The sequence below is a fragment of the Agathobaculum sp. Marseille-P7918 genome, from assembly GCF_900625105.1.
Lineage (GTDB): Bacteria > Bacillota > Clostridia > Oscillospirales > Butyricicoccaceae > Agathobaculum.
Genome location: NZ_UYYD01000005.1, coordinates 1 through 23,389 on the forward strand (window position 1 = coordinate 1; position 23,389 = coordinate 23,389).

Sequence of the window (23,389 nt, forward strand, 5' to 3'; positions counted from 1 at the left end):
GCCGCAGGCCGGACGCAAAGCCCAGATCGTCCTCGGTCAGCGGCAGGCCGTCTGCCTGCACCGCGACCTCGCCGTCGTGTTCGATGTCCTTGGTCACGCTCCCGAACAGCAGCGCCGCGCCCGTGCCTACGGACTGCGCCGCCTCCGGATCAGGCAGGCAGCGCGCCAACTCAACCACTTGGCTCATGTCTCCACCTCGCTTCCGCTCTCGCTCTCGCGCATCTCATTTTTGAAATTCAGCGTCAGGCGGCAGGTGTACACCCCGTTCTGCCAGACGTGCGTGTCTTCATCAATCCAGCAGGTGTTGGCCAGACCGGTGTACGGCTCGGCGATGTAGATCGTGTTGCCGGTGATGAGCTTTAAGTGCCCAAGGCAGGTCACGCTGGCGCGCCGCTCGACGCCGTTATCCGCAAGGATCTCTTTTGCCTCGGCGGTCGCGTCCTCGCCGTCCGACTGCGTCAGCACATCGGCCAGCAGGCCGTATCTGCGCACCGCATCGTCGTCCGAGATCGCGCGCAGGGTGTTGCCCTCGCTGTCGACGATGATGACGCGGTTTTTCATGTTCTCGATGCTCTCGCCGTAGGTCGCGGTCTGCAAATTCGTGCCGCGCTGCAAAATTACCGACTGCGGCGTCACCGTGCGTTCAATGACGTCCAGCTTGCGTCCGGAAAAGCGCAGCAGGTACTTCTTGCCGGTTTGCTGACTCGCGAGCGTATAGGCCGTGTCAATGATGCGGTAGATCTCGGTGGCTGAAAACTTGCGTCGGATCGCGACGCCGGTCTGCGCGAGCGACCCGACCGGCACGCCGTAGGTGCTGCACAGCTGCCGCGTGATGGTTTCGGGTGTCTCGCCCGTGTACTTGCGGCTGGCGCGGCTGTTTTTGAGGTAAAAACCGTTGTCATAGCAGGTGACCGACATGGTGGACGCGTCGGTGGACTTGTCCTTGCTCACCACCTGCCCGCAGAACAGCGTCTCACTGCCCACGCCCATCGAAATGCCACCCGCCAGCGGCAGGTAAACGTAGGGCAAACGCGGATCGGTCGCCGAGACGATCATCTCCAGCTCGAGCGACCGGCACACGGTGTCCACGTCGCCCGACCATTCGATGCGACGGAACATGTGAGACACATCCCACTCGCCGTCGCTGTTGCGCACATGCACCCACGGGTGGACGTACTGGTATTGCTCCATGCGTCCGCCCCCTTACAGCGCCGACGCGGGCGGGATTTTGATAACGCTCCCGTCGTAGATCAGGTCGGGGTTTTTGATGTTGTTGTATGCCGCGAGTTTGGGGTACAGGTTTGCGTTGCCGTAATACTTGCGGCAGATGCCGGAAAGCGTGTCGCCCGGCTGCACCGTGTGGTTCTGCACGGCGGTCTGGGCGGGTGTAGCGGTTGCGCGGGCGGGCGTAGTCACGGCGGAGGTCTGTCCGGAGGACGTGCCCTCATCGCCCACCAGCCGCACGGGGTTGGGCTGCCGGTGCCGCCGCATGGTCAGCACACAGTAGTAGTCGCCCACGCCTTCCTGCTGGCGGTATTGCAGGTTTTCCAGCAGCACCTCGCATTGCGTGCGGCTGTCCGAAACGATGAAGCGGCACACCTGCTTGTTGTCGCTCGTCATCTCAAAAAAGTCGATGTAGTGAAACGGGTCGAGCACGGTGGTCGCGTCGTTAAAGGGGTAGTCCTGCACAGGCAGCATGAACTCCAGCTGCTCGGTAAACAGCGTGCGGTCGCCCGCGAGATGTACGTCACCGAAGCCGGTCAGGTTCACGGTCTCGATGTTGACGCCGCGGTCGATCATATATTCCTTGGGCGTCACCGGCAGCACGACCTCCTGCCCGGTGGTCAGGTTGACAAAGATAATACGGCGTTTGCCGGTGCGATAGGTTTTCAGCTGCTGGGACACGATGGTGCTGACCATGTTGCCGACGATGCCGCTGATGATCCCACCGCCGATCAGAATGGACATGGGGTCGTTCCTCCTTTCACCTGTTATGTGCGCACGATGCGGCGGGCACGCAGGATACGCGCCGCGACCGCCTCCGCGATCGCTGAAATGTCGCTGTCCTGCCGGACGGTGTAGTTGCCGCCCATGTTGATGACAACGCCGCCTGTGCCGCCCTGGTCCTGCGCCCGCGCTTCGCGCGCGGTCAGCACGCGCTCGCCCTCGTGGAGCAGATAGAGCGTATTGTCGCGCGGTACGCGGTTCTCGCCGATCGCGCGATAGGGCGAGGTCGCGCCGGTCAGGTGCGAGCCGGTGGTTGTGCCGACAGATGTGCGAACAGACACCCCGGCAGCAATACCACCGCTGGTAGATACACTCTCATACAGCACCGGCACCTTAATCGGCGGTGGTGTATAGCTGTTGATATGACGGGTGATGCCTTGCGTCAGCTTTTCGCTAACCGAATAGCCCGCATTTTCATATGCATCCCCAGCACCAGCGGCGATACTATCTGCTAAAGCGATATTGGCGGCTGTCATCGTGTCAGCTGCATCGGAAGTCATATAAGTATTGTAAGCAAGCTCCTCTGCCGCACCCTTGAGCATGGCTAATTCTTCGCCTGCTGCAAATACCTCTTCCTCCGACGATGCAGAACTTTCAATGGTCGCCATCGCATTCATGTACCGCTGGTGCAGATCCTCCACCTGCGCCGCGATCTTGGCATCCATGTCCGCGGGTATCTCGCCGTTGAACATGCCGTTGAACACGTCCTGATAGATGTCCTGCTGGAGATTTTCCGCGTCGGCCTTAAAGCGGCCGAGCTGCTCATTCATCTCCATCATTTTCTGTCCAGACTCGCCTTCCAGCCAGTCGATCTGGTCGGACATGCCGATCTTCTTGCCCTCGTTGTAGCCCTCGCCCATGGCGTTTTGCAGTTCCTGATTCCAACCCTCGAGCGTAGAGGACAGGCCCTCAAAGGTCTTGCTCTGCTGCTCCATCGCGCCGGCATACATCTGCTCCATGTAGGACTGGATGATCTGCGCGGCCTCGGTGCCCGCGATATCGCCGTCCGAAATCATTTCGTACGCACCGCCCTTGCTCACGCCCTTGGCGTTTGCCAGCGCCCCGACCGCGTCGATACCACGATCCTGCAGGATGTTGAGATCCTCGAGCGTGGTCTTGTTGCTCGAGCGCATGCGGCCGAGCGCGGTGGACACATTGGTCATGTCCGCCGCCGTCATGCCGAGCGCCGCGCCTGCGTCGCCGATCGAGGTCAGCGCGGGAATCATCTCATTTGCCGCGTAGCCGTAGGTCTTGAGTGTCTTGCTCATGGCCGTCAGATCGCTGTACAGGAACGGCGTGACGTTGGCCATGGTCTTGAGCTGGTTCAGGTACTGCTGTGCTGTGTCCTTTGAGCCGAACAGGGTCGTAAACGACACCAGATCGGTCTCTCGCTGGGACGCCAGCGCCGAGCCGCTTTCCAGATCGGCCGCTTGGCGCTCCTGCACGGCGTTGTACTGATCCTGCACATAGCTTTTGAACGCCTTGTCCCGGCTTTCAAACTGCTGCGTCGCGGCCTCGATGCCGCCGGACACCGCACCGATCAGGCCGCCGACTGCCGCACCAATCCCAGCTGCCGCGGGGCCGCCTACCATCATGCCCGCAGACGCGCCCATGGACGCGCCCGAGATCGCGCTGCCAAGGAAGGACTCGACCGCTGCGCCCTCGGTCGAACCGTAGTACGAGCTGAAGAACGCGCCCGCTGCACCTGACAGGCTGCCGCTGAGCATATTGCCGAAGCCCGCCGTCGCCAGCGCCGAGCCGAGCGAACCGAACATCGATCCGGTGCTGCCGCCAGCTTCGCGGTTGGCCAGTTTGCTGCGCGTGCCTGCCAGCGAAGTTTCCTCGTTTTCTACCATGCGGATACTTTTCGATACCGCATAATACTGCTGCTCGAGCTTTTCCAGCTCGGACAGCTTATCCTTGTAGTTCTGCTCGCTGACCGAATCACCCAGCTTGCGGAACTCCTTGCGCGCTTCGCTCACCTGCTGGCGTACTTTGTCCAGATTGGTTTTTAGGTTTACTTTTGCGGCAGAAAGTGTATCCAGACTGTCCTGCAGCTTATCGATCTCATCGGCCGTCTGGCCAGACACCTGACCGACCTTTTTCAGAATGGACGAAACCTTGTCCTTCGCGCTCAGCGCAATCGAAACGTCAGGCATACGCGGCGGCCTCCTCTTGCTTCATTCGCTCGCTCTCCGCCCGCCAGCGGATGCCTTCGAGCGCCTTGGGCAGGCACTCGGCCATGACAAACGCCTGCAGCACCAGCTTCTCGCCGGGCGGGAGCTTTACATAGTCGGACGGCAAGACGTGATGCTGCCGAAAGAGCAGATACATCAGAAACGTCTCGTCGTCCTCTCTCAGTTTTTTTCGATATCCGCAAAGATCTGCAGCGTGGAGCCGCGGTAGCCGGACAGCTTCTCGATCGCGGCCTGCAAGTCCTCAAGTTCGCCTGCGCGCAGCATCTTGCGCACAACCTCGTAGGGCGTCGCCGCGCCGCACGCCTGCTGCAAGCGCTCGTCGCGCAGGTTGGGTTCGACCACGCCCGCCGTGATGATCGCCGCGGGGAGATCCTTGCCGGTGTTCATCTCCTGCAGCTCGCGCACCTTGTCATAGCTCAGCTCGCGGATGCGGAACACGACGGGATTGCCGTCCGCGTCCGTCCAGCTCTTGAACTGCAAACACTGCTCGCCGGGCGCGCGGTTGCACGCGCCCAGCAGCTTCTCGACCGTGGTCGGGGTGGGATTCTTCTTTTTCTCTGCCATGTTCATTTCCTCCTGTTATTTCGGCTGGATCAGGTCAAGGTAGTCCCAGCGCGTAAACGTGAACGGACACTCGATCTGCCCCTTGGTGGCGGCTTCCCAGTCCGCAAGCGTCAGGTCGTCGAAAGATGCGTCGTAGATGACCACGCGCTCCGCGCCGTAGGCGTCCGGGTCGTCGAGCAGCGAAATCAGCTTGACACGCGTATCCTTGCCCGCCTTGAGGTTGTCGCTGATCTTTTTCGCCATGCGGCTGTTTACCTTGTGGAAGCGAATCGTACCCGTTCCCTTGGCGCTCATCAGCTTGGTGTCGACCATAAACTGGCCGCACATCGGCACGTCCTCTTTGTTGCCCGCGACCTTGGCCTGCAGGCCGAGCGTTTCGCCGCACAGCTCGTCGTCCATCCAAGCCTGCCCGTGCGTGCCCGAAATGACGCGCGCGGCAGAATCCATGCTTGCACTCATACGTTTCGCCTCCTTTTATACCGTGATGCGGATCGTGACGTCCTCAATCGCATCCGCGATCGTGAACTTGCCCACGAGGAACACCTGCGAGCCGGTGTCCGCGTGGCGCAGCTCGTCGTCGCTCATTTCGTCGGCCGCCTCGCCCAGATAGTCGCGCACCGCCTCGGTATCGATGTCAAGCGTCGAGCTGCCCTCGATCAGCAGACCCGCCGTCTCGAGCGTATGGAAGTAATTCCGGCCCGCGGTGACGAGCAGCATGCGGTTATCGTAGGTGTTCGCCACCTTGCCGATGAAGGTGTCCTCGATCGTCGCGCGGAAGTCCGCGTCCACGCGGTCGATGACCTCGAGCGCCTTGATCTTCTGGAAGATCGCGCCGTGGTCAAGGGTGGTCGTGGTCAACGAGTTGACCGCGCGGCCGATCTTGACCTGCCGACCGTCGTGAATGAGGATCAGCTTGCCCGCGTCAATGGCGGCGTCCGCCGTCTCCTTGTCCAGACGGGTGATGTCGGTCAGCTCGGGCAGCGGCGCGTAGGTCGCGCTCATCGTCCACGGCGTACCGGCAAACAGACCAGCCATGCGCGAGCAGTATTCGGCGGTGGTGAACACGGTTTCGCCGTCGGTCATGCCGTCCGCGTCGAAGTCGATGACCGGGTCATAGTCCGCCACCGTCCCCGGCAGCACCAGCTTGATGTGGCTGTGCGCCGCGCGCACTTCCTTGAGCCACATGACCATTGCCTCGGCCTCGTCCTCGCTCAGATCGGGCGGGCCAACGAGGTAATCAACCTCCTGCGTCTCGAAATAGGCGAGCGCTTTGGCGAGGTTGGTATCCTCCGCGTCGGTGACGTACAGATACACCGCCTTGGGCGGGTTGATGTAGCCGAGGAAGGTGCGCGTCAGGTAGGCGCGGTTGTCCTCGGTCAGCTCCGCGGGGATCTTGCCCACGCGGGGCAGGTAGTGCGCGCCCGCCTGTGCGGTGTCGCGCACGATCACGCCGACATAGCCCTTGTCGCCCATGGCGATCGTGGCCTGCGCGGCGGTCTGGAACGAAATATCAATCGAAGGCAGTCCCATTGCCTTATCCCTCCTTTGGATTGGTCGGCTGCGCGCCGAGGGTCACGTCGGTGACCAGCGGCTGGGTGATGGGCGCGGCCGGGCGGTCGTCCTCGTAGGTGACGACGATCGTTACATCCGCGATGTCAAGCGAGCGCGACACATCGACGCGGTCGGCGGTCAGATGCCGGTCGCCGCAATGAAGCGCGCCGCGCTGCAAAAACGCCGCGGTCAGCGTGTCGGTCACGCCGTACAGGCGGGCAGTTTGGGTTTCGTAGTGATCGCCCACCTCATCGGCGCACTGTACCAAGATCATCTGCTCAACCTCGACCACCGCCACCGTGCGGCTGGTGATCTTGCGCCCCGCTGGGCGCAGGAAAAAGCTCGGCCGCTCGAACTGCTCGGGCATCACATCGACGTACACCGTGCGGTCAGGGTAGAGCCGGACGAGGATCGCGTTGACCCCCTCCATAATCTGCTGAACAGAAAGCATTTATCGGCCCTCCAGTCTGGCAGCCATTTCGTCGCCCCAGCGCTCGACTTCGGCTTGCAGCATATCCGGTAGCTCAGAGCGTACCGCATCGTAGAAGTTGATTCCATTCACACGCAGGACATGGATATCTGGTTTATACCCGCGTTTTGCCCTGCCGCTGGGTCGGCGGATCGCATGCCCACTGACAATCGCATTGGTGATCGCACCCGGACTGCCTTTTCCGGTCGGTGGACTGACCGGACGGACAGCGGCGTAGCCGCCGCCCGAACCGATATAGGTCTTTTGCCAGCTTGCGACCTTATCCCGGCCTCCGTGAGCGTTATTCATCATTCCGGCGATTTTCCCATGCACCTCGGTCTGCATCCGTGCACCCAGCCGCTCGTGGAGCGCGCGCTGGTCGGCGCGTTTGCGTTTCACCTCGGCGTCACAGCGATCGGCAAACTGCCGCAGGCCGTTCACGCCCTGTGCCATCAGGCGTCCACCTCCCGCGTGATCTCGTACTCGTTCTTGTACTCGGACAGCGTGTGTTCGATTTGGACACGATAGCGGGCGTCACCGATCGTCACGACCTCACCCGCCCGCAGCGTCACCGCCTTGGGGCAGATGGCGACGAGCGTGTGCGTGAGGGTGTCGTGCACGTCGCCCTGCGCAAAACCCTCGTACTTCTCGGTCAGGCAGGCCGGGAACGAGAGCACCCGCTCGGTCGCGAGCGTCGGGTTGTTGAGCGCGTTCTTCTCGACCTTGGTGCGCTGCACGGTGCATTGCACCGGCTCGGCCTGCACGACCGACAGCTCGATGTGACCGCGGTCGGGATGCGTCAGCTCCGCGAGAAACAGGAAATGCCCCCGCCAGCGCAGCGCCTGAAAGAGCGTAAGCTTCTGGCGGCGCATGGTGACGCGCCACTCCGGACGGCTCATGCCGACCGTCGAGAACAGGCTGCGCTTGCCGGTCTGCTCGACCTTGGCCCACGTCGTCTTGCCCTCCTGCCAATCCCAGCCCGTGCCGTCCGGGTTATCCACAAGGCTGAGGATAACCACGCGCTCCCGCAGCTCACCCGCCTGTACCATCGGCCGCACCTCCGTAATTACACCGGATTTTGAGCTGGTTGAACATCGACCGCACGAGCGGCGGCACGGTCTCGAGCGCCTGCTGGGGCGTGTCCGCGCCGCGCGCGTCGTACATCTGCAAGGTCATCGCCTGCACGATCAGGTCATGCTGCGCTTCGTTGACCTCGCGCCGGATGCCCGCGCCGATGAGGTATGCGTCGCTCGCCTGCATCAGCCCGGCAATCAGCTCATCGTCCTCATCGTAGTCCACGCGCATGTAGCGCTTACAGGCTGCGAGCCGCTCATCCTGCGCGGCCTTTTCCTCGGTGGTCATCAACCCGCACCCGGCAGCGTGATCTTGCCCGCAGCGACGGCGGCAGCGTCAAACTGCTTCGCATCCAGACGGGTGATCGCGCGCACCTCGGTCGAGTTGGTGTTCCACGCGTTGCCGCCGACATTGGTGGACGCGATCTCCATCGCCTGACGGCGGAACAGCGTGCCGAAGCTCATAAAATCGCCAACATACAGCGGCGCGGTCGTGTTGTTCGGCAGCACAGCGTCGCTCACGACGTGCACCGCGCGGCCGCCGACCATGTACTGCGTGCGGTCGGCCGGGTTGACCTGCAGCAGCGGGCGGCCGTTGCCGTCCTCGAGCGAATCGAGGAAGTTAAAGCCCGACTGGTTGGTCAGGAACGATGCCGAGACGCCAAAAATCGGGTCGAGCGTGACGTTGACCAGCTTTTTGATGGTCTTGAGCGCGCTTGCCTCAGCGATCGAAGTCGCAGAGCCATCCAGCGCGGTGAGCAGCGTCAGCAGCAGCTTGTTCTCGGTGATGACGGCCTTTTTGCCCAGCCAGCGGGACAGGTACGCGAGCAGGTTCTGGTCGGTGTCTTTCAGCAGGTCATTGGACACCGGCACGATGAGCGCGTAGTCCTCGACCGCGTACTCAACCTTGGCAAACGCGGGCTTGTCGTCCTTGCTGATCGTGCCCATCTCGGAAACCTTGGTGAAGCCGCTCGTCGGCGCGGTGTCACGCACGCGCGAACCGGTATTGGCGCTGACGTTCTCGACCGAGAACAGCTCGCTCAGCGGGTTCAGCGCGCGCATCTGCTCGCGGATCATGGTCTGGATGTCGGACGGCACGATCAGGCCGCCGTCGGCGGGCGTGCCCTCGGTCATGCCCTCGTTTTTCACCGCGCGGTGCACGATGTCGGCGTTCTGCAGGTAGCGCGTGCGGTCGCCTGCCGCGCCCGCGCGCACGCACTCGCAAAAGGCGTGGATGCACTCGCTCGAATTCACCAGCGCACCGGTTGCACCCTGCGCCGTGGCAGCGTTCTGCGGTTCGGGCGTCGCGTTTTCCTCGGCCTGCATCAGTGCCTTCACACGCGCGATCTCCGCGCTGATCGGCGCAAGTTCGGCCTGCGCCGCATCAAAGGCGGCTTGGTCGCCCGCCGCGTCGGCCGCCTTCATGCGCTCTACGATCGGCTTTGCCTTGGCCTGCAGATCCAGCAGTCGCTTCTTCATATCGTTTTCCTCCTTATCAATACAGTTCCGCCTCGGCCAGCGCGATCGCGCGGGCACGAGCCTGTTTGGTGTTCAAATTGGACACATCTTTCTCGGGCGGGTTGCCCTGCTGCGCTTCGCGGTACGCCGCGCGCAGCTTTTCGATGTCCGGCGCGCCGCCCACGGCGTTCCAGACGTTCATCGGGTTCGCGCTGCCGGTCTCGCCGAGGATTTCATCCACCAGCCCGGCGTCCAGCGCCTCGCGGGCGGTCAGGAAGGTCTCCCGGTCCATCATGCGGCGCAGCGCATCTCGGCTGGTCTTGCCGCCGCACTTGTGCTCGTAGGCCGCGAGGATCGAGCCGGTGACCGCCTCGAGCATCTGCACGCTCTCGCGGTGCACGATCTGGTTGCCCTCGGTATAGGTGCTCGGCAGGTGGATCATCACCTGCCCGACCGGGCTTGCCGCCACGGTGTCCGCACCCGCCATCACGACCGACGCCGCCGAACCGGCAAGGCTCTGCACCTCGGCGCGGGTGTGGACGCCCGCCGCGCGCAGGATGGAGTACATCTCAAAACCTGCGTAAACCGAGCCGCCGCCCGAGTTAATCTCGAGCACGAAGTCCTCGCCCGCGGGGTTGTCCGCGATTGCCTGCCGGATGTCCGCCGGGCTGACCGCCGCCATGCCGAAAAAACGGTAGATCGGCGCGTCCTCGTCCGAGGAAATCACGCCTTTCAGGTTGTATCTCATATTTCACCTCCTGCTGCGACGTAAAGGTTTTGCTTGTATTTCATTAGTGCAAGCCCGTTGGGTTCCCCGCACGCTAAAAACGATTCACCGAATCGTTTTTGCGGTTCGCTCGAAAATCGCTCACCGCCGCGCGAATTCGGGTGCGCGCCGCTCTGCGGCATTTTATGGCGCACCCTCATCACCTCCCCCATTGTTTGCCGGTGCATTACGGTTGACTGACAGCTCCCGGAACAGGTCGGCCGGAATATAATTGAGCGACGCATAGCGTTCATCGCCACCCGGCACGTCCGGCAAATCCTCCAGCGCCAAAATATCGTTGATGCTGTACGCACCGATTTCGCGCATACTCTTAAACCATGCGGCACGCGCCGCCCAGTCGCCGCGCAGCTCGCCCATCATGTTGCGGCGCAGCTGCAGGCCCGCGGCCTGCTCGCTCGTGGTCAGCAGCTTGTAGGTGTCCTCCTGCTCGTGCTCGGACACGATCGGGGACAGCGTTCGCTGCATGTACTCGATCGCCGCCTGCACGTTGCTCGCGTAGGTCTGCTTGCCAACGCCCAGCTTATAGAGCGGGATGTTGAACAGCCGCGCGACGTCCTCGATGCTGGCGGACTTGTTCTCGATGAACTGCGCGTCGCGATTGCTGGCTGTGATCGGCGTGTACTTCATGCCGAAATCGAGCACCGCCGTGCGGTAGGCGTTGTCCGCGCCGGTGTACAGGTGCTCCCACTCGCGGCGAATCGCGTCCTTGACCGAAATCTTTGTGCCGTCCTCCAGCGTGATGTCCTGCTGGTTGGTGAGGTCGGTTTCGGCCGATAAAACGCCCGCGAGCTTTGCGCCGTTCTTATAAAACCCGACCTCGTATTTCTGCGCTTGCAGCGCGGCCTCGATGGTTTCCGCGCCGCGCCGGAGGTAACTCACGCCCTCCAGCCCGTCCACAGAAAACGCCTTATAATGCAACACATCGGCGGGCCAGAACTTGCGGAACTCGCCCGTTCTGGGGTTGGTGCCGATGTACCACAAGCGCCCGTTGTCATCCAGAAACGGCTGCATGTAGCCGGGCGCGATCGGCAGCAGCTCAGCCGGTGCGCCCCAGCGGTCGCGCAGGATGAGCGCGTAGGCGTTGCCGTGCGCGATGCGGCGCGACTCCATCAGCTTGTGGTAGTCGAACGCCGTCAGCGCCTCGGTCGGGCGGCCGGTCAGCAGCCGCAGCGCCGGGTGGTCGGCCTGCCGCTCGCGCGTCGCGCTGTCCATCAGGTAGATGGGCATTTTGGCGACGCTGTCCGAGATGATCTCGATGCAGGCATTCACCGCGGGCAGCTTCATCGCGCCCAGCGTCTTGCCGTCGTATAGGCTGCCGCCCGTGTCCCAGCCCAGCGGGCTGTCCAGCGTCAGGCGCGCAGAGTCGGTCACGCGCCGCACCATGCGGTCAAGGATCATGCGTCCTCACCTCCGTACCGCGCCAGCAGCCAGCCCGCGCCGATGAGCATAACGCCGGTGGCAATCAGGCCGATGACCGGCGACACCATCCACAGCGCCACCACGATGCACACCGCGCCGCACGCGGCAAGGGCATCGGGCAGGAATTTCAAAATGCTTTTCATGCGAAACCCCTTTCTGCACGTTTTCCCGCGCATCTGCGCGGTATCTCATCCGCGGCTCTGTGAGCCGCATTGCAAAGTCCAGCTTTGCCGGACTTTGTAATACCCCGACCCAGCGCCCTTGGGGCGCGTCCGGGGGTATCGGCGGCTTGCCCGCCGTATATAGGGGGTATGGATACCCCCTATACGCTTGCGTCATCCTCCACGCCGTCCAGCAGCAGGCACTCGCCGGTCGTGGCGATGCCGATGTGGACGAAAAACGCGGCGCGCGCCCGCTCGTCCGACGCGCCCTGCGCCTGCTCCCACACATCGACCGCCTCGCGCCAGGTCATCGTGCGGTGCTGGTCGTTGACGCCCTGCGCAATCGCGCGGATGTCCTCGAGCGCCGCGATGTAGTCAGGTGCGGGCTTTGCAGGCGGGGACTGCGTCTCAGGGATAGTCTGCGGGTTGGTGTTGGGTTCTGCCATAGTGCGAAACCTCCTTCTTTTGAATTACAAATGCCATTTGCCGCCGGTGACCGCGTCGGCCAGCGTCGGCTTAGGTTCGAGCTTGCTCGCCGCAAAGGCGATGATCCAGCTGACCGTGATATCAATGCGGCCGCGGCTGCGCTTTTTGTTCGGGTGGATGTTCTCGTTGCTGTCCGTGTCGCACCGGACGTTCGCAAAGCACTGCCGCGCGGCCGTGTTATGGACGTGCAGCATCTCGTGCGTGCGGATCAGGTGTTCCATCTCCTTCATGGGCGGGCTGATGCTTTTCATGCCCTGCGGGATTTCCACGATCTGCGTAGACTTGCCCGCTCCCGAGATCAGCGACGCCAAGCGCTGGGTGATGGTGGTGGAAAGCCACGGGTCAAAGCCGATAATCCGCAGATCATAGGTCTCCACGGCCTGCAAGATAGTGTCAATTACATCCTCGTAGTCGATGACGTCGCCCGGACAGCCGCGGAGAAAGCCCGCGCGAATCCAGTCGCGGTAGGGCGCGTGGTCGGCGCGCTCGCGTGCCTCGATATCGTCGAGAGGTATCCAGCCGGTAAACAGCGCGACCCAGTGCTCCAGCCCGTCCTGCGGCGGGAACAGCAGCGTGAAGGCGGTAAGGTCGGTGCTCTTGGACAAGTCGCCGCCGCCGAAACACTTCTTGCCGCGCAGCAGCCGCACCGCCTCGCGCCAGTCCTTGCACCCCTCCGGGTTCCACTGCGTCTTGTCGTAGATCGTGACCGGAATCCAGCCGACCGTATGGGTGGCAATCCACTGGTTGAGCCGCAGCCAGCGGAACAGCCGCTCGGCGGCCTCGCTGCGCTTGGCTTCCTGCGCCTCGGCGCGGATGGTAGACAGCTTGACCGTTTTGCCGATGGACGGGTTGCAGCGTTTCCACAAGTCCTCGTCGTAGATGTTGATTTGCTTCAGCTCATCTTCGTCCTCGATGAGGCCCAGCCCGTAGATGATGGGCAGCCAGCGCGGGTCGTCCATGTCGCCCTCGCGCGCGCAGCCATTGCGGCAGCGCAGGATCGACAGCGCCTTTTCGTGCACTTCCCAGCCGATCGACTTGCGGTCGGGGTCGTCGCCCGCCGTTGTCAGCACGATCCAGACCGGCATCTCGCGCGCGTCGCCTGCGCCGAAGGTCATGACATCCCACAGGTCGCGGTTCGGCTGCGCGTGCAGCTCGTCGAAGATGACGCAGCTGGGCTTGTAACCGTGCTTGGAGTAGGCTTCCGAGGACAGCACCTTGAGCTTGCTGCCCGAAACCGTGTCGTAGATGGTTTTGATGCTGTCCACGATGCGGCTGCGCTTCATCAGCGCGGGACTGTGCTCCACCATCCACTTGGCGGCCGAATACACGATGCCCGCGTTGTCGCGGTCGGCAGCAACGACGTACACCTCGCCGTTGATTTCGCCGTCCGCGAACAGGTGGTACACGCCGAGCGCCGCGGCCAGTTCGGACTTGCCGTTTTTCTTGGCGATCTCGAGGTACAGGTATTGATACCGCCGAATGTACCGCCCCGCGGGGTCGGCCTCCTCGCCCTCGGCCGCGACCATCTGGCCGTAGAACTCGGTGACGGCGTCGCGCTGCCAGTCCATGAGCCGGAACGGCGCGCCGTTCGAGCAGGTCAGGTATTCGATAAATTCACAGACAAACGACGCCGCCTCGGCGTCAAACATCGGCGCACCTCCTTCCGCTCCGGCGCTCTGACGGACGGGCGGGGGTTCCGTGCCCCGCCNGTACCGCCCCGCGGGGTCGGCCTCCTCGCCCTCGGCCGCGACCATCTGGCCGTAGAACTCGGTGACGGCGTCGCGCTGCCAGTCCATGAGCCGGAACGGCGCGCCGTTCGAGCAGGTCAGGTATTCGATAAATTCACAGACAAACGACGCCGCCTCGGCGTCAAACATCGGCGCACCTCCTTCCGCTCCGGCGCTCTGACGGACGGGCGGGGGTTCCGTGCCCCGCCTGCCGCCAAAGGACAAAAACATGAAATCTCGGACGGTGCGCAAAACCGCCCGTCACAGCGCCGGAAAGATTAAGAATTACATCTTGGTGTAACGGATTCGATAATCCTCCGGTACACTGGATAGTCGCAACGACCAGACCATCTCGTCCCATATGTGGTACGGCACCGCGCCTGACAGACACTCGCTGTCAACCAGCCACTGGTCAAAAAGCAGACCTTCGGGATAGCAGAACGGTGCACTCCTCGTAAGAAAGATGAAATCCGTCCCATCTCTTAACAGCATCCGATTCGGCGTTTCCATAGCGATCTCCGCACCTGACCGCCAGCACAACTCGTGAAATCTTCTTTTGGTGTCGGGCAAACATTCCGTGTAGACACCAATCCTGAGCGGACGGGTCTTCGGCTCATAATCAATTTCGAGTACCATGCTTTTCCCCTCCCGTGTTCAATTTGGACACCTCTGCCCGCAGCTTATCATGCGGGCACTCCTGCACCCGCTCGACGCGCCGCATGGCGCTCTCGCAAAAGCCGTACTTGTTAATCATCGGGCAAAGCAGGCTGCACATGATTTGCTTGCTCATCTGATTTCGCCATCCGCGAACAAGTGGTACACACCGAGCGCGGCGGCAAGCTCACTCTTGCCGTTTTTCTTCGCGATCTCGAGGTACAGGTACTGGTAGCGGCGGATATACTGCCCCGTAGGATCGGCCTCGTCGCCCTCAGCCTCGATCATCTGGCCGTAGAACTCGGTGACGGCGTCGCGCTGCCAGTCCATGAGCCGGAACGGCGCGCCGTTCGAGCAGGTCAGGTATTCGATAAATTCACAGACAAACGACGCCGCCTCGGCGTCAAACATCGGCGCACCTCCTTCCGCTCCGGTAAAATGATTGGGCGTGGTGGACGGACTTGAACCGCCGCCTGCACGCGTTTCCCCTTTGATGGCTAATCTCCGGTTCCGCGCACACAGTATCGCCAATGTGTCACTCCCACATCGGGAGCCGCTCTGCCATCTGAGCTACACCACGCATATTGTCCGGCGCTCTGACGGACGGGCGAGGTTGCGCACTCGCCGCCCGCCATGAAAGGAAGAATGCCAGTATGCATCGGGCCTTCGCCCGTCACAGCGCCGGATACGCATCTTCAGAAAAAGACCTGTTCAAAATCCGGTTCGATCACTAACTCATCGCTGGCGTTCAGTTCTGCCACCAAAAAAGAGCGCCCCAGCCCATCTCGCGCAAAATACTCATCGGTTTCTCTGTCGAGCACACCTACGTACAACATGCCTTCGAGGATTTCGGCTAACTCCTCACCGAACCCATTGCGAATTTTTAATGCCGTCTTTGCTTTTACAAAAATGCACTCATTTATCGTTTGCATATGCTTTCCCTCCCGTGTTCAAATTGGACACCGCTTTGCGCATCTTGAGATGCGGGCACTCCTGCACCCGCTCGACTTTGCGCATTGTACTCTCGCACACGCCGAACTTGTTGAGCATCGGGCAGAACAGGCTGCACATGATTTTCTTCATGCCTTGCGCCGCCTTTCCGCCCGCTCGCGCAGCATCTGCATCATCGGATCACCCGCCGCCTCGTCCTCGGGCGGTTTAGGTACCACCAGACGACAGCGGCTGGTGATGGTCAGCCCCATGCTGCTGGCACACTGCTGGCACTGGTCAAAGTAAGTGCGAGCAACACGAGACCAGGTGCCCGCCTCTTTGGCATCGTCCATATCCAGCGCATCGCGCGCCTTGAGGTGCGCCGCGACCCATGCGTCCCGGCTCATCAGATAGCGCGCCAGGATGTCAAAATCCAGCTTAGACAGCAAGCCGACCTCGTTCAGCTCGCGGCCGAGCTTTGCAAACTCGTCGCGCAAATGCTCGGGCAGCCAGACCGGCGCACGCACCTGCTTGACCTTTTCGGTCTGCGGTTCGCTGGCGCGGCGTGCGGCCTTTTCGGCCTTGGTCTGGTGCGACCGGTCGCGCATTTCGATCACGTTTTGCGGCAGCTTTGCCGGCATCGTCTTTCCTCCTCTCCAAAAAATCCCCGCATTCGGAAAAAATCCTGCGCGGAGGGAGGCCTGCGGTCTTCCGCCCCCTGCCCCGAAACTTTTTCCGGGTGGGGGTGTGCTCGGGAAATCCACGGATTTCCCGCCGAGTCCGCGCGCATCCTGCCCGCGCCGCGCCCGTCCGAGCGTCCGGCCGGTCAACGCTTCCGGCGAGCTGCCTTTGCCCGGCTTTCCGCGATGGTTTTGCGCCCGTGGCAGCTGTGACACAGGCTTTGCAGATTGTTTGGGTCGATAAACTTCGACCAGTCGCCGTCGTGCGGCTGAACGTGGTCAACGTCGGTGGCGTAGACCCGCAGGCCACGCCGGGCACAGTCCCGGCAGAACGGCTCACGCGCCAGCTGCTGCGGCCGCAGCTCGTCCGTCCAGATCTTCAGCCTGTACCAGTGACGGTAGCTTTGGCTTGCTGCGCTGCGCCGCGCCGTGTCCGGCGGGCGATGCTTGTCGCAGTAGCCGCTGCGCACCAGCGCCGTGCAGCCCGGATGCAGACAAGGCCGCAGGGGTTTGTTAGCCACGGATATCGCCTCGCATGACCGCGATCGCATACTGGCTGTCGCCGATCGCCTTGCTGATCGAGTTGATCGACCGGTATAGCCGGAAACGCACTTCCGCCTTCGGCTCGGCCTGCATGCGCTCGTACAGCGCGTCGCGCTGGCGCTTCATGCTCTCGACGTTCGCTGCGTATTCGTCTGCGATCTCAGCAATGGTTTTCATGGCGTGCCCTCCTTCCGGGCAAAAGAAAAAGCCGACCGACCGAACCCACTCTTGGGTTTGGTCAATCGGCTCTTGGCTCAATGGCGCTTGGCTCTGGTGGAATATTCACTTTCAGCTCGTGCTTGCACGCTCTGCACTTGTGCGGCAAATTGTGCGCCGTGGTGTCCGGTTCAACCGGGAAAAGCTTCTTGCCACAATACGGGCAGCAGTACCAACCGTTTTTAATCATTGGCAGCTCCTTATCTTTAAGTATACGCGGTTTTTCGATTTTGTCGAGGTGGTTTTGGTTTTTTCTCCATGCCTGTGTGATATGTTACAGACCATTTCGAGTCAGCAACTACGCGCGTGCGTGCGCGTAGCTTTTCATTGTTTTCTCGCCTTGGTTTTCGTTTGGGCATCATGTACTTGAGATAGCGGCAGGAAGCAAAATCATTCCGTTTGATACCACTGTCATCTATCACCTGCACGCCGGGCGGCGGATCAATCATCGCCGCATCATCTACCCATTGATAGGTAACGGTTGGGCGCTTGAGGTTGCGCGAACCGACAAATTGCTTTTTTCCGTTGAGCGACGCCTCCCGCCGCTCCTTGGTAAAGTAACCGGCCCAAACATCATACCCGCGATCCTCGATATAATTGAGCTGGATATTATCGCCCCAGACCCACAAGGACTGGATCAACTCGAGGTCTCCGCCGACGGCGTTGAGGATCAGATGCACATGCGGTCGGTGGTCACCGTGCCGCCCCTCGAGGACGTAGATGTATTTGAGGTCCGGCAGCCCGCGCGCTTTGCGGTAGGCGCGGATCTGGGCGAACACCTTGCCGAGCCGCCGCCGGGTTACGTCCGGACTGGCAGGAAGATCTTTGTCTCGGTAGGTTAGCGAGAACACCAAATCGTCCGGTTCGAAATTCGTAGCAATCAACATCTCCAACTTGCGCTGCGCAGTATTGCAATTGGTCTGCGCGATCTGCTCGGCAGTCACCTCGCGGATACGCTTTCGCTCTCGCTGCGATGCATTCGGTCGCGGTACAGTGTAGATCACATCCCACACCAAACGCCCCGCACGGATGGTTTTTCGTCGTTTCATTGTCCCTCCGTGTTCAAATTGGACACAAACGGGTGCAGGGAGGCCGCAGCCTCCCATACCCGTTTTGATGATTTTTCAGAATATCCGGGATTTTTCGATTTGTCAAGAGCCTATCGCTTTTATCTGCTGCTCGTGATCGTGACCGGCTGGATCATCTCCGGCAAGAAATTGATCTCATAGTGATACGGGTCGACGCTTGCGCCGCTCACATCCTCGACGACGTACAGCGTCCACTCGTTGAGATACACATAATTGACTTTGAACTCATTTTCCCCGGTCTGGCACGTCACGACAAGCTCGCTGTCCGAATTGTTCGAAATCGAAAAGAACCCTGTCAGCTCTAAAAGCGGCTTGTCTGTGCGGGCATTGATGACGGACAACCGCCGCTCGACATTGAAATTATCCGCTTCCTTGGAGACATTGTATTTCACCCGGCTTGCCTCCCGGCAGCCCGCCAAAGTGAAGATGCTTGCAACAATCAACAACACCGCGATAAACTTTTTCATTTCGTCTTTTTCCCTTTCGCATTCTTCAAAAGATGTACTTTTCCATTCCAGAACCACTGGAACACCAGCCGGAACAGCACGTCCGCCGCCCGCCCCCATACGGCCTGACACTCACCGCAGTTGCAGCAGATCCGCACGCAGAAGATGGGCAACAAGATATAACCGTCATCATAGCCTTTTTCGTTATAATGCGTGCAGCAGCGATACGGGAATTTATTCGGATTTTGCATCAACAACTACCCCCTCCGGCGGCTCCGGCAGCGGCATCCAATGCGTTACCGTCACCTTGTCAAACTCTTCCGAACAATCCTCCAAACACCACCCGTCGGTTTGATTGTAAGTTGCAAATTGGTACGCACCGATAAACGTTATGTGCCCATTGCTCGCATAGACAATCGCCATCACTGCAGTGAAAGGGTCTCCCGGCAGATCTTCTTCCACGCTGATCCAGCGTGGGATGGCGGCCTGCAGCGGGTCCCGGGTCAGCGGCTCCGAACCTAAAACATCACGATCGGCCTTTTCCGAAACCGCTTCCGCGATAAAATCAATGGTGGCGCGTTCACTGTCGCTCGTTGACTGCTCACGCAGTTTCGCAAGCGATGCAAGTGCTCCTTCATACACTTTCTGGCTGTATTTCATTCTATTTCCACTCCCATCAGTTTTCCATACGCCGCGAGTGCCTCGAAGAACTCGTCACTTGCGGCGTCAGCCTGCGCTTTCACATCTGCCGGAATGTTGCTATAATCCACGATCTCATAGGGGCTTAACAGTTCGACGCAGCGCTTGGTTGCATCGCACATGGTGCGCAGGAGCGGAAGCTGCTCGGCGCTGTAATGCCGATCACACAACGCGCAAACATCTGGCTCGCCGAAGGAGGCGCAAATATCGCATACACCATTTGACTCGCAGGCCGAGCAGGCTTCCATGCAAACCGCGTTCTTCCTGCAGAAAAACCGATCTTTCAACTCAAACTTCATTTGATTCCTCCGGCGGCAGCGCGGCGATCAAATCTTCGGTTGTAGTGTTCATTTCATTTTCACTCCCATCAACTTTGCCCACTGCCTATTTGCGGCACGCGACGCGGCAAGTGCAGCATCAGCCTGCTTCAAAACGTCCAGCGGCACCTCTAAGATCGGCTTACCCTCATACGGTTTGAGCAATTCGGCATACCGCTGAGATGCAGCAAACGCAGATTTTGCCAATCGTTCTGCACGGTCAAGCCGCTCCTGTTCTTTTGCATATTCCAAATCATTGAGTGCAAGGCGCAGATTGCGGTCAGACAAGTCATACTTGCACATCGTCTTGATGATCCAGAGCAAGTCGGCCTTTGTGCAGTCGGACAGTTTCATTTGATTCCCTCCGGCGGCAGCTCGGCGATCAAATCTTCGGGTGCAACGTTCATTTTTCTTTTCTCCTTTCGCGCATCTTCCTTTGGCAATCCGTGCAGATCCAGCCATGTTTGCCGACCTTCCACCCGTTTGCTCTTGCAAGCCTCTCGCAACGGCTCAACGACACGGTATGTGTTGTCCAGAATAGCCCAACACTGCCGCAATGATCGCAGGAGAAATAAACATTATAGGACATACAATCACCTTCTCTCCGGCGGCAGCTCGGCCGACCACCAACGGACGTCTACTGTCATCAGGCCGTCGTCCGGCATCTCGGGCAGGTACCAGCTGCCCGCGCGATAGATATAGGCGGCGTAATTATCCCGGTTGTATTTGCTGTGGCACAGCGTCAGCACAGTCTGCCCCTCCTCCGGGCGCTCATCCGGGTACGGGTGCCAGACCGGCGCGGGCTGCAGGGCTTTCGGTAGGTATCCGCAGCGGATGCTGCACGGCTCTGAACAGGCGATGCAGCACGCATACGGCTGATTGCAGCACTGCGCCGAACCGCACACGCCGTATGGGTTCAGCCCGGTCACACATACATGGCCGTTACCGTTCACCTGCGGCAGATCTGCGGTCGCCTGCCGCATCTGCTCGTCCAGCTGGCGCAGCGGTGCGCCCTCCGGATTGCCGAACAGCAGTTCCGACAGGTCGATACCCACTTGCTCTGTGATTTTGAGCAAGTCAGACAAGGAAATGCTATGATACGCGGCTGGGTTATCTGTCCATATCCAATCGCCATACACAGCATGCGAAAGATCACGATACCCATGTACGCCATACGTTTCCAGCGTCTCCCGCAGGTGGCGGCGCAGCTTGCCGAGCGGCGATGCCTCAAACTCCTCATTTGCCTGCTTGCGCTTGGCTTCCCGGTCCTCGGCCTCCGCGTGGGCGCGGTTTTCCTTGCTGACGCGCCCGCACACCCACTCGCAGCCGTCTGCCTTGTCGCAGTCATGGCAGCAGCCGGGACACTCTCCGCGCTTGACCGCCGCGGCGCGCTTGTCCGTGCCGACGCACGGCTCGATGCCGGGCTGCTCCGCCGGGCATTGCAGCGGCGCAAAGCCCGCAGCCGCGGCTTTTTTATGAGTTTTCACGTCCTTGGCATCCAGTTGCCACATCTGGCCCTTGTACAAGTCATGCAGCTCGCGCTGCAGGTCGTCGCTGCACTGGCTCAGCTCGTAGGCGACCGAATCATTGATATTGGCTTTTTTGTAGTCGCCCTTCCACGACTTCGACAGGTGCGCATTGATCGCGTCCGCCCGCGCGATCGCGGCTTCGCTCACCTTGAGCACGTCCGCGACGTAGGCGCGCAGCTTTCCCGGCAGCTCGATCACGCCGCGCTGCTTGAGATCGAGCAGCGCCTCCTTGATCTCCTTGGCGGCTGCAAAGGTGTTTTCAGCCGTCAGGCCAGCGCCTCCGCGCGCCATGGTGTTCGTCCAATGCAGGATCAGCACGCGCAGCGACGGGTCGAGGTCAGCATCCAGCACGACGCACGGCGCGGTTTTGTGTTCCAGCTTTTCCAGCGCGCTGCGCCGCCGGTGACCGGCAAGGATACGGAAGCGGCCGTCCTCCACCGGCACGACCACGAGCGGCTGCTGCAAACCGATCACTGTGATCGACTCGGCCAGCTCGTCAATGTCGGTCTGCGCGTAGGAGTTGTCCGGGTTTTCCTCGAGCTGATCCAGTGGGATCTCGCGCACCTGCATGGTGTTCAATTTGGACACCGTATCGCCCAGCACCTCGGCCAGATTAAACTTTGACTTCGCCATTTGCTTCGCCTCCGAAATACTCGTCCACGAACTTCCGGTAATCCCGCGCCGCCGCGCTGGTGGGCGAATAGTCGAGCACGCTCTCGCGGTAGTAGGCGCTCTCGCCGACCTTGTCGGTGCGCCGGATCACGGTGCGGAACACGCGCCCGGGAAACGCCTCGCGCATGCGTGCCTCGCCTTGCACGACCAGCGGCGCATTGTGCCACATGGTGACCAGCAGGCCGCCGAGGTGCAGCTGCGGGTTGACGGATAACATGCCGTCGATCTGTCGGGTCAGGTTTTCCACGCCCCACTCCTCGTACTGACCGATGCTGGTCGGGATAATGACCTCGTCCGCCGCGTACAGCGTCGCGGCGCAGCTTGCCGAAAACGCAGGCGGGCAATCGACCAGCATGTAATCATACACATCGTCCTCGGCCAGCGCCGCCGCAAAGTCGCGGATCGCAGCGCGCCGCTGCGGGTTTCCGTTAAGTACGCCCAGATCATAGGCCATCAGGTCGAGCGAGCCGGGCACGATGTCCACGCCGCGCAGATAGGTGTGCTGCAGCAGGTTCTCGTAGTACGGCTCTTCGCCGTCCAAGATCGTGCAAACGTCCGGGGCATCCATGTCCGCGCGCAGGTGCAACGACAGATTGCACTGATGGTCTGCGTCCAGCAGCAGCACCCGTTTGCCGCGCTCGGCCAGCGCCGCCGCGACCGAGATCGCTGTCGAGGTCTTTCCTACGCCACCCTTGAGATTCACGATCGAGATGGTTTTCATTGGGCTTCACCGCCTTCCTGCCGTTTCGCCGTTTCGAGCACCGTGCCGTCGGCACAAACCCGGCCAACCCACGACAGCAGCGCGTCCCCGTCCCCAATACGCCCATAGGCGTTATAGAGCGCGGCGAGCAGCTCGATCATGTCAGCCTCAAACTCTATTTCCGTTTTGGCGTCCACATGAAGGGACGCATACGGACCGTTTACTTCTGCTTTCAGCATGGTTCGTCCTCCCCATATTCCCGGTCGTATTCCTCCGGCGTTATCAGACGGCAGTCAGCCGGGGTGTACTCTTTATCCAGAATGAGCAGCTGCAGCACATCTTCGATGTTGAGCTTCCGGATAAATTCGTCATACTCTGCGCCGGTCATCTCCTCGGCGTCCTCGTCGCCCAGTGTCAGGCAGACGCCCGCCGGGCACGGCGAGCCAAGTTCGTCCTCGCCCAAGCCTTGCACCTCAAGGCAGATGCGGATTTTCTTTTTCATTTGCCCTTTTCCTTCCTCCTGTGCTTGTCACCCTCCCGCGAGACGATGTCGGCTGCAATGCCGAGCGCGCGGGCGGTATGTTCGTAGTCCTTGGCAAAGGCCGGGTCGCAGACCCGGCTCATCGCCAGCACACGGCGGCGCTCAAAGCGCAGCGTGCGCACCACTTCACGCAGGTTCATCGTCGTCCTCCTCTTCGCCCCAGTCGATGTTCATGCCGCAGTACGGGCAGAATGAAAAGCCGTTTTCCTCTGGGCCGTCTGCCTCAAAACGGTGCAGCGCGCCGCAGTGTCCGCATTGCCAGACGTTGTGCTCCACGTCCTGATACGTCCAGTCGATAAGGCGACAACAGCCCGCCAGTTCTTTCACATGCGCCGGGTTTAGACCGGTCTCCTCGTAATCCTTGAGCTTGTACAGCGCGCCATACAGGCCGTCCGGGATCTCCGCCCACGACACGCCCTTGACGCCCCAGTTTCCGTTCGGCTCCCGGTAAATCAACTTGCTCATGTATGTACC

The 23,389-nt window shown here is 61.0% G+C and carries 38 protein-coding genes and 1 tRNA gene; all 39 read right to left on the reverse strand.

Annotated features, from left to right (window positions below):
- Positions 1 to 187, reverse strand: a 187-nt coding sequence (locus EJL02_RS08340) for a hypothetical protein (RefSeq protein WP_164510351.1), incomplete at its 3' end; no start/stop codon positions are given.
- Positions 184 to 1,191 (reverse strand): XkdQ/YqbQ family protein, encoded by a 1,008-nt coding sequence (locus tag EJL02_RS08345; RefSeq protein ID WP_125115957.1) that lies wholly within the window; start codon positions 1,189 to 1,191, stop codon positions 184 to 186. The genes EJL02_RS08345 and EJL02_RS08340, both read right to left, overlap by 4 nt.
- A gap of 12 nt (positions 1,192 to 1,203) precedes the next feature.
- Positions 1,204 to 1,968, reverse strand: a complete 765-nt coding sequence (locus EJL02_RS08350; RefSeq protein ID WP_125115958.1) for a LysM peptidoglycan-binding domain-containing protein — start codon at positions 1,966 to 1,968, stop codon at positions 1,204 to 1,206.
- Positions 1,969 to 1,991: 23 nt separating this feature from the next.
- Complete coding sequence (locus EJL02_RS08355) at positions 1,992 to 4,166, reverse strand: tape measure protein (RefSeq protein WP_125115959.1); 2,175 nt, start codon at positions 4,164 to 4,166, stop codon at positions 1,992 to 1,994.
- Positions 4,159 to 4,341, reverse strand: a complete 183-nt coding sequence (locus EJL02_RS08360; RefSeq protein WP_125115960.1) for a hypothetical protein — start codon at positions 4,339 to 4,341, stop codon at positions 4,159 to 4,161. The genes EJL02_RS08355 and EJL02_RS08360 overlap by 8 nt, the downstream gene beginning before the upstream one ends.
- Positions 4,342 to 4,364: 23 nt before the next feature.
- Positions 4,365 to 4,769, reverse strand: coding sequence for a phage tail assembly chaperone (locus EJL02_RS08365; RefSeq protein ID WP_164510352.1), 405 nt, complete (start codon positions 4,767 to 4,769; stop codon positions 4,365 to 4,367).
- Between the two features lie 15 nt (positions 4,770 to 4,784).
- Complete coding sequence (locus EJL02_RS08370) at positions 4,785 to 5,228, reverse strand: phage tail tube protein (protein WP_125115962.1); 444 nt, start codon at positions 5,226 to 5,228, stop codon at positions 4,785 to 4,787.
- Positions 5,229 to 5,243: 15 nt separating this feature from the next.
- Positions 5,244 to 6,299 (reverse strand): phage tail sheath C-terminal domain-containing protein, encoded by a 1,056-nt coding sequence (locus EJL02_RS08375; RefSeq protein ID WP_125115963.1) that lies wholly within the window; start codon positions 6,297 to 6,299, stop codon positions 5,244 to 5,246.
- A gap of 4 nt (positions 6,300 to 6,303) precedes the next feature.
- A complete protein-coding gene (locus EJL02_RS08380) occupies positions 6,304 to 6,771 on the reverse strand; it encodes a phage tail terminator family protein (protein WP_125115964.1) in 468 nt (155 codons plus the stop codon).
- Positions 6,772 to 7,242, reverse strand: coding sequence for a hypothetical protein (locus tag EJL02_RS08385; RefSeq protein ID WP_125115965.1), 471 nt, complete (start codon positions 7,240 to 7,242; stop codon positions 6,772 to 6,774).
- Complete coding sequence (locus EJL02_RS08390) at positions 7,242 to 7,838, reverse strand: hypothetical protein (protein WP_125115966.1); 597 nt, start codon at positions 7,836 to 7,838, stop codon at positions 7,242 to 7,244. The genes EJL02_RS08385 and EJL02_RS08390 overlap by 1 nt, the downstream gene beginning before the upstream one ends.
- On the reverse strand, positions 7,822 to 8,151 hold the full coding sequence (locus tag EJL02_RS08395; RefSeq protein ID WP_125115967.1) for a head-tail connector protein: 330 nt from the start codon (positions 8,149 to 8,151) through the stop codon (positions 7,822 to 7,824). The genes EJL02_RS08390 and EJL02_RS08395 overlap by 17 nt, the downstream gene beginning before the upstream one ends.
- On the reverse strand, positions 8,151 to 9,341 hold the full coding sequence (locus EJL02_RS08400) for a phage major capsid protein (protein WP_125115968.1): 1,191 nt from the start codon (positions 9,339 to 9,341) through the stop codon (positions 8,151 to 8,153). Before EJL02_RS08400 ends, EJL02_RS08395 begins: the two co-directional genes overlap by 1 nt.
- A gap of 16 nt (positions 9,342 to 9,357) precedes the next feature.
- Positions 9,358 to 10,068: a head maturation protease, ClpP-related gene (locus EJL02_RS08405; protein WP_125115969.1), complete on the reverse strand. Its 711-nt coding sequence runs from the start codon at positions 10,066 to 10,068 to the stop codon at positions 9,358 to 9,360.
- Between the two features lie 162 nt (positions 10,069 to 10,230).
- Positions 10,231 to 11,505 carry a phage portal protein gene (locus tag EJL02_RS08410; RefSeq protein ID WP_125115970.1) on the reverse strand — a complete coding sequence of 425 codons (1,275 nt, stop codon included), beginning with the start codon at positions 11,503 to 11,505 and terminating at the stop codon, positions 10,231 to 10,233.
- The gene (locus EJL02_RS14165) at positions 11,502 to 11,669 is read right to left on the reverse strand and encodes a hypothetical protein (RefSeq protein ID WP_164510353.1); all 168 of its coding nucleotides are present in this window, start codon (positions 11,667 to 11,669) and stop codon (positions 11,502 to 11,504) included. Before EJL02_RS14165 ends, EJL02_RS08410 begins: the two co-directional genes overlap by 4 nt.
- Before the next feature lie 179 nt (positions 11,670 to 11,848).
- Positions 11,849 to 12,133 carry a hypothetical protein gene (locus EJL02_RS08415; RefSeq protein WP_125115971.1) on the reverse strand — a complete coding sequence of 95 codons (285 nt, stop codon included), beginning with the start codon at positions 12,131 to 12,133 and terminating at the stop codon, positions 11,849 to 11,851.
- A gap of 24 nt (positions 12,134 to 12,157) precedes the next feature.
- On the reverse strand, positions 12,158 to 14,131 hold the full coding sequence (locus tag EJL02_RS08420) for a terminase large subunit (RefSeq protein WP_442858009.1): 1,974 nt from the start codon (positions 14,129 to 14,131) through the stop codon (positions 12,158 to 12,160).
- A 54-nt stretch (positions 14,132 to 14,185) separates the two neighbouring features.
- The gene (locus tag EJL02_RS08425; RefSeq protein WP_125115972.1) at positions 14,186 to 14,536 is read right to left on the reverse strand and encodes a hypothetical protein; all 351 of its coding nucleotides are present in this window, start codon (positions 14,534 to 14,536) and stop codon (positions 14,186 to 14,188) included.
- The gene (locus EJL02_RS14170) at positions 14,520 to 14,690 is read right to left on the reverse strand and encodes a hypothetical protein (protein ID WP_164510354.1); all 171 of its coding nucleotides are present in this window, start codon (positions 14,688 to 14,690) and stop codon (positions 14,520 to 14,522) included. Before EJL02_RS14170 ends, EJL02_RS08425 begins: the two co-directional genes overlap by 17 nt.
- A complete protein-coding gene (locus EJL02_RS08430; protein WP_164510355.1) occupies positions 14,687 to 14,965 on the reverse strand; it encodes a hypothetical protein in 279 nt (92 codons plus the stop codon). Before EJL02_RS08430 ends, EJL02_RS14170 begins: the two co-directional genes overlap by 4 nt.
- 32 nt (positions 14,966 to 14,997) lie before the next feature.
- A tRNA-OTHER gene (locus EJL02_RS14175) sits at positions 14,998 to 15,134 on the reverse strand.
- A gap of 115 nt (positions 15,135 to 15,249) precedes the next feature.
- Positions 15,250 to 15,486 (reverse strand): hypothetical protein, encoded by a 237-nt coding sequence (locus EJL02_RS08435; protein ID WP_125115974.1) that lies wholly within the window; start codon positions 15,484 to 15,486, stop codon positions 15,250 to 15,252.
- A complete protein-coding gene (locus EJL02_RS14180; RefSeq protein ID WP_164510356.1) occupies positions 15,470 to 15,637 on the reverse strand; it encodes a hypothetical protein in 168 nt (55 codons plus the stop codon). Before EJL02_RS14180 ends, EJL02_RS08435 begins: the two co-directional genes overlap by 17 nt.
- Positions 15,634 to 16,125: a phage terminase small subunit P27 family gene (locus tag EJL02_RS08440; protein WP_125115975.1), complete on the reverse strand. Its 492-nt coding sequence runs from the start codon at positions 16,123 to 16,125 to the stop codon at positions 15,634 to 15,636. Before EJL02_RS08440 ends, EJL02_RS14180 begins: the two co-directional genes overlap by 4 nt.
- 185 nt (positions 16,126 to 16,310) lie before the next feature.
- A complete protein-coding gene (locus EJL02_RS08445) occupies positions 16,311 to 16,685 on the reverse strand; it encodes an HNH endonuclease (RefSeq protein WP_243114438.1) in 375 nt (124 codons plus the stop codon).
- On the reverse strand, positions 16,678 to 16,884 hold the full coding sequence (locus EJL02_RS08450; protein ID WP_125115977.1) for a hypothetical protein: 207 nt from the start codon (positions 16,882 to 16,884) through the stop codon (positions 16,678 to 16,680). The genes EJL02_RS08445 and EJL02_RS08450 overlap by 8 nt, the downstream gene beginning before the upstream one ends.
- A 245-nt stretch (positions 16,885 to 17,129) precedes the next feature.
- Positions 17,130 to 17,972: a rolling circle replication-associated protein gene (locus tag EJL02_RS08455; protein WP_125115978.1), complete on the reverse strand. Its 843-nt coding sequence runs from the start codon at positions 17,970 to 17,972 to the stop codon at positions 17,130 to 17,132.
- 119 nt (positions 17,973 to 18,091) lie between these two features.
- The gene (locus EJL02_RS08460) at positions 18,092 to 18,478 is read right to left on the reverse strand and encodes an LptM family lipoprotein (protein ID WP_125115979.1); all 387 of its coding nucleotides are present in this window, start codon (positions 18,476 to 18,478) and stop codon (positions 18,092 to 18,094) included.
- Positions 18,475 to 18,708: a hypothetical protein gene (locus EJL02_RS08465; protein WP_125115980.1), complete on the reverse strand. Its 234-nt coding sequence runs from the start codon at positions 18,706 to 18,708 to the stop codon at positions 18,475 to 18,477. The genes EJL02_RS08460 and EJL02_RS08465 overlap by 4 nt, the downstream gene beginning before the upstream one ends.
- Entirely contained in the window at positions 18,692 to 19,117 is a 426-nt protein-coding gene (locus tag EJL02_RS08470; RefSeq protein ID WP_125115981.1) for a DUF551 domain-containing protein, read from the reverse strand. The genes EJL02_RS08465 and EJL02_RS08470 overlap by 17 nt, the downstream gene beginning before the upstream one ends.
- The gene (locus EJL02_RS08475) at positions 19,114 to 19,455 is read right to left on the reverse strand and encodes a hypothetical protein (RefSeq protein WP_125115982.1); all 342 of its coding nucleotides are present in this window, start codon (positions 19,453 to 19,455) and stop codon (positions 19,114 to 19,116) included. The genes EJL02_RS08470 and EJL02_RS08475 overlap by 4 nt, the downstream gene beginning before the upstream one ends.
- Positions 19,456 to 19,503: 48 nt before the next feature.
- On the reverse strand, positions 19,504 to 19,935 hold the full coding sequence (locus EJL02_RS08480; protein WP_243114439.1) for a hypothetical protein: 432 nt from the start codon (positions 19,933 to 19,935) through the stop codon (positions 19,504 to 19,506).
- 131 nt (positions 19,936 to 20,066) lie between these two features.
- Complete coding sequence (locus tag EJL02_RS08485; RefSeq protein WP_125115983.1) at positions 20,067 to 21,635, reverse strand: ParB/RepB/Spo0J family partition protein; 1,569 nt, start codon at positions 21,633 to 21,635, stop codon at positions 20,067 to 20,069.
- A complete protein-coding gene (locus EJL02_RS08490) occupies positions 21,616 to 22,395 on the reverse strand; it encodes a ParA family protein (protein WP_125115984.1) in 780 nt (259 codons plus the stop codon). The genes EJL02_RS08485 and EJL02_RS08490 overlap by 20 nt, the downstream gene beginning before the upstream one ends.
- The gene (locus EJL02_RS08495) at positions 22,392 to 22,613 is read right to left on the reverse strand and encodes a hypothetical protein (RefSeq protein WP_125115985.1); all 222 of its coding nucleotides are present in this window, start codon (positions 22,611 to 22,613) and stop codon (positions 22,392 to 22,394) included. Before EJL02_RS08495 ends, EJL02_RS08490 begins: the two co-directional genes overlap by 4 nt.
- Positions 22,607 to 22,876, reverse strand: coding sequence for a hypothetical protein (locus EJL02_RS08500; protein ID WP_125115986.1), 270 nt, complete (start codon positions 22,874 to 22,876; stop codon positions 22,607 to 22,609). The genes EJL02_RS08495 and EJL02_RS08500 overlap by 7 nt, the downstream gene beginning before the upstream one ends.
- Positions 22,873 to 23,055, reverse strand: coding sequence for a hypothetical protein (locus EJL02_RS08505; protein WP_125115987.1), 183 nt, complete (start codon positions 23,053 to 23,055; stop codon positions 22,873 to 22,875). The genes EJL02_RS08500 and EJL02_RS08505 overlap by 4 nt, the downstream gene beginning before the upstream one ends.
- Complete coding sequence (locus EJL02_RS08510; protein WP_125115988.1) at positions 23,042 to 23,380, reverse strand: hypothetical protein; 339 nt, start codon at positions 23,378 to 23,380, stop codon at positions 23,042 to 23,044. The genes EJL02_RS08505 and EJL02_RS08510 overlap by 14 nt, the downstream gene beginning before the upstream one ends.
- Positions 23,381 to 23,389: the final 9 nt, after the last annotated feature.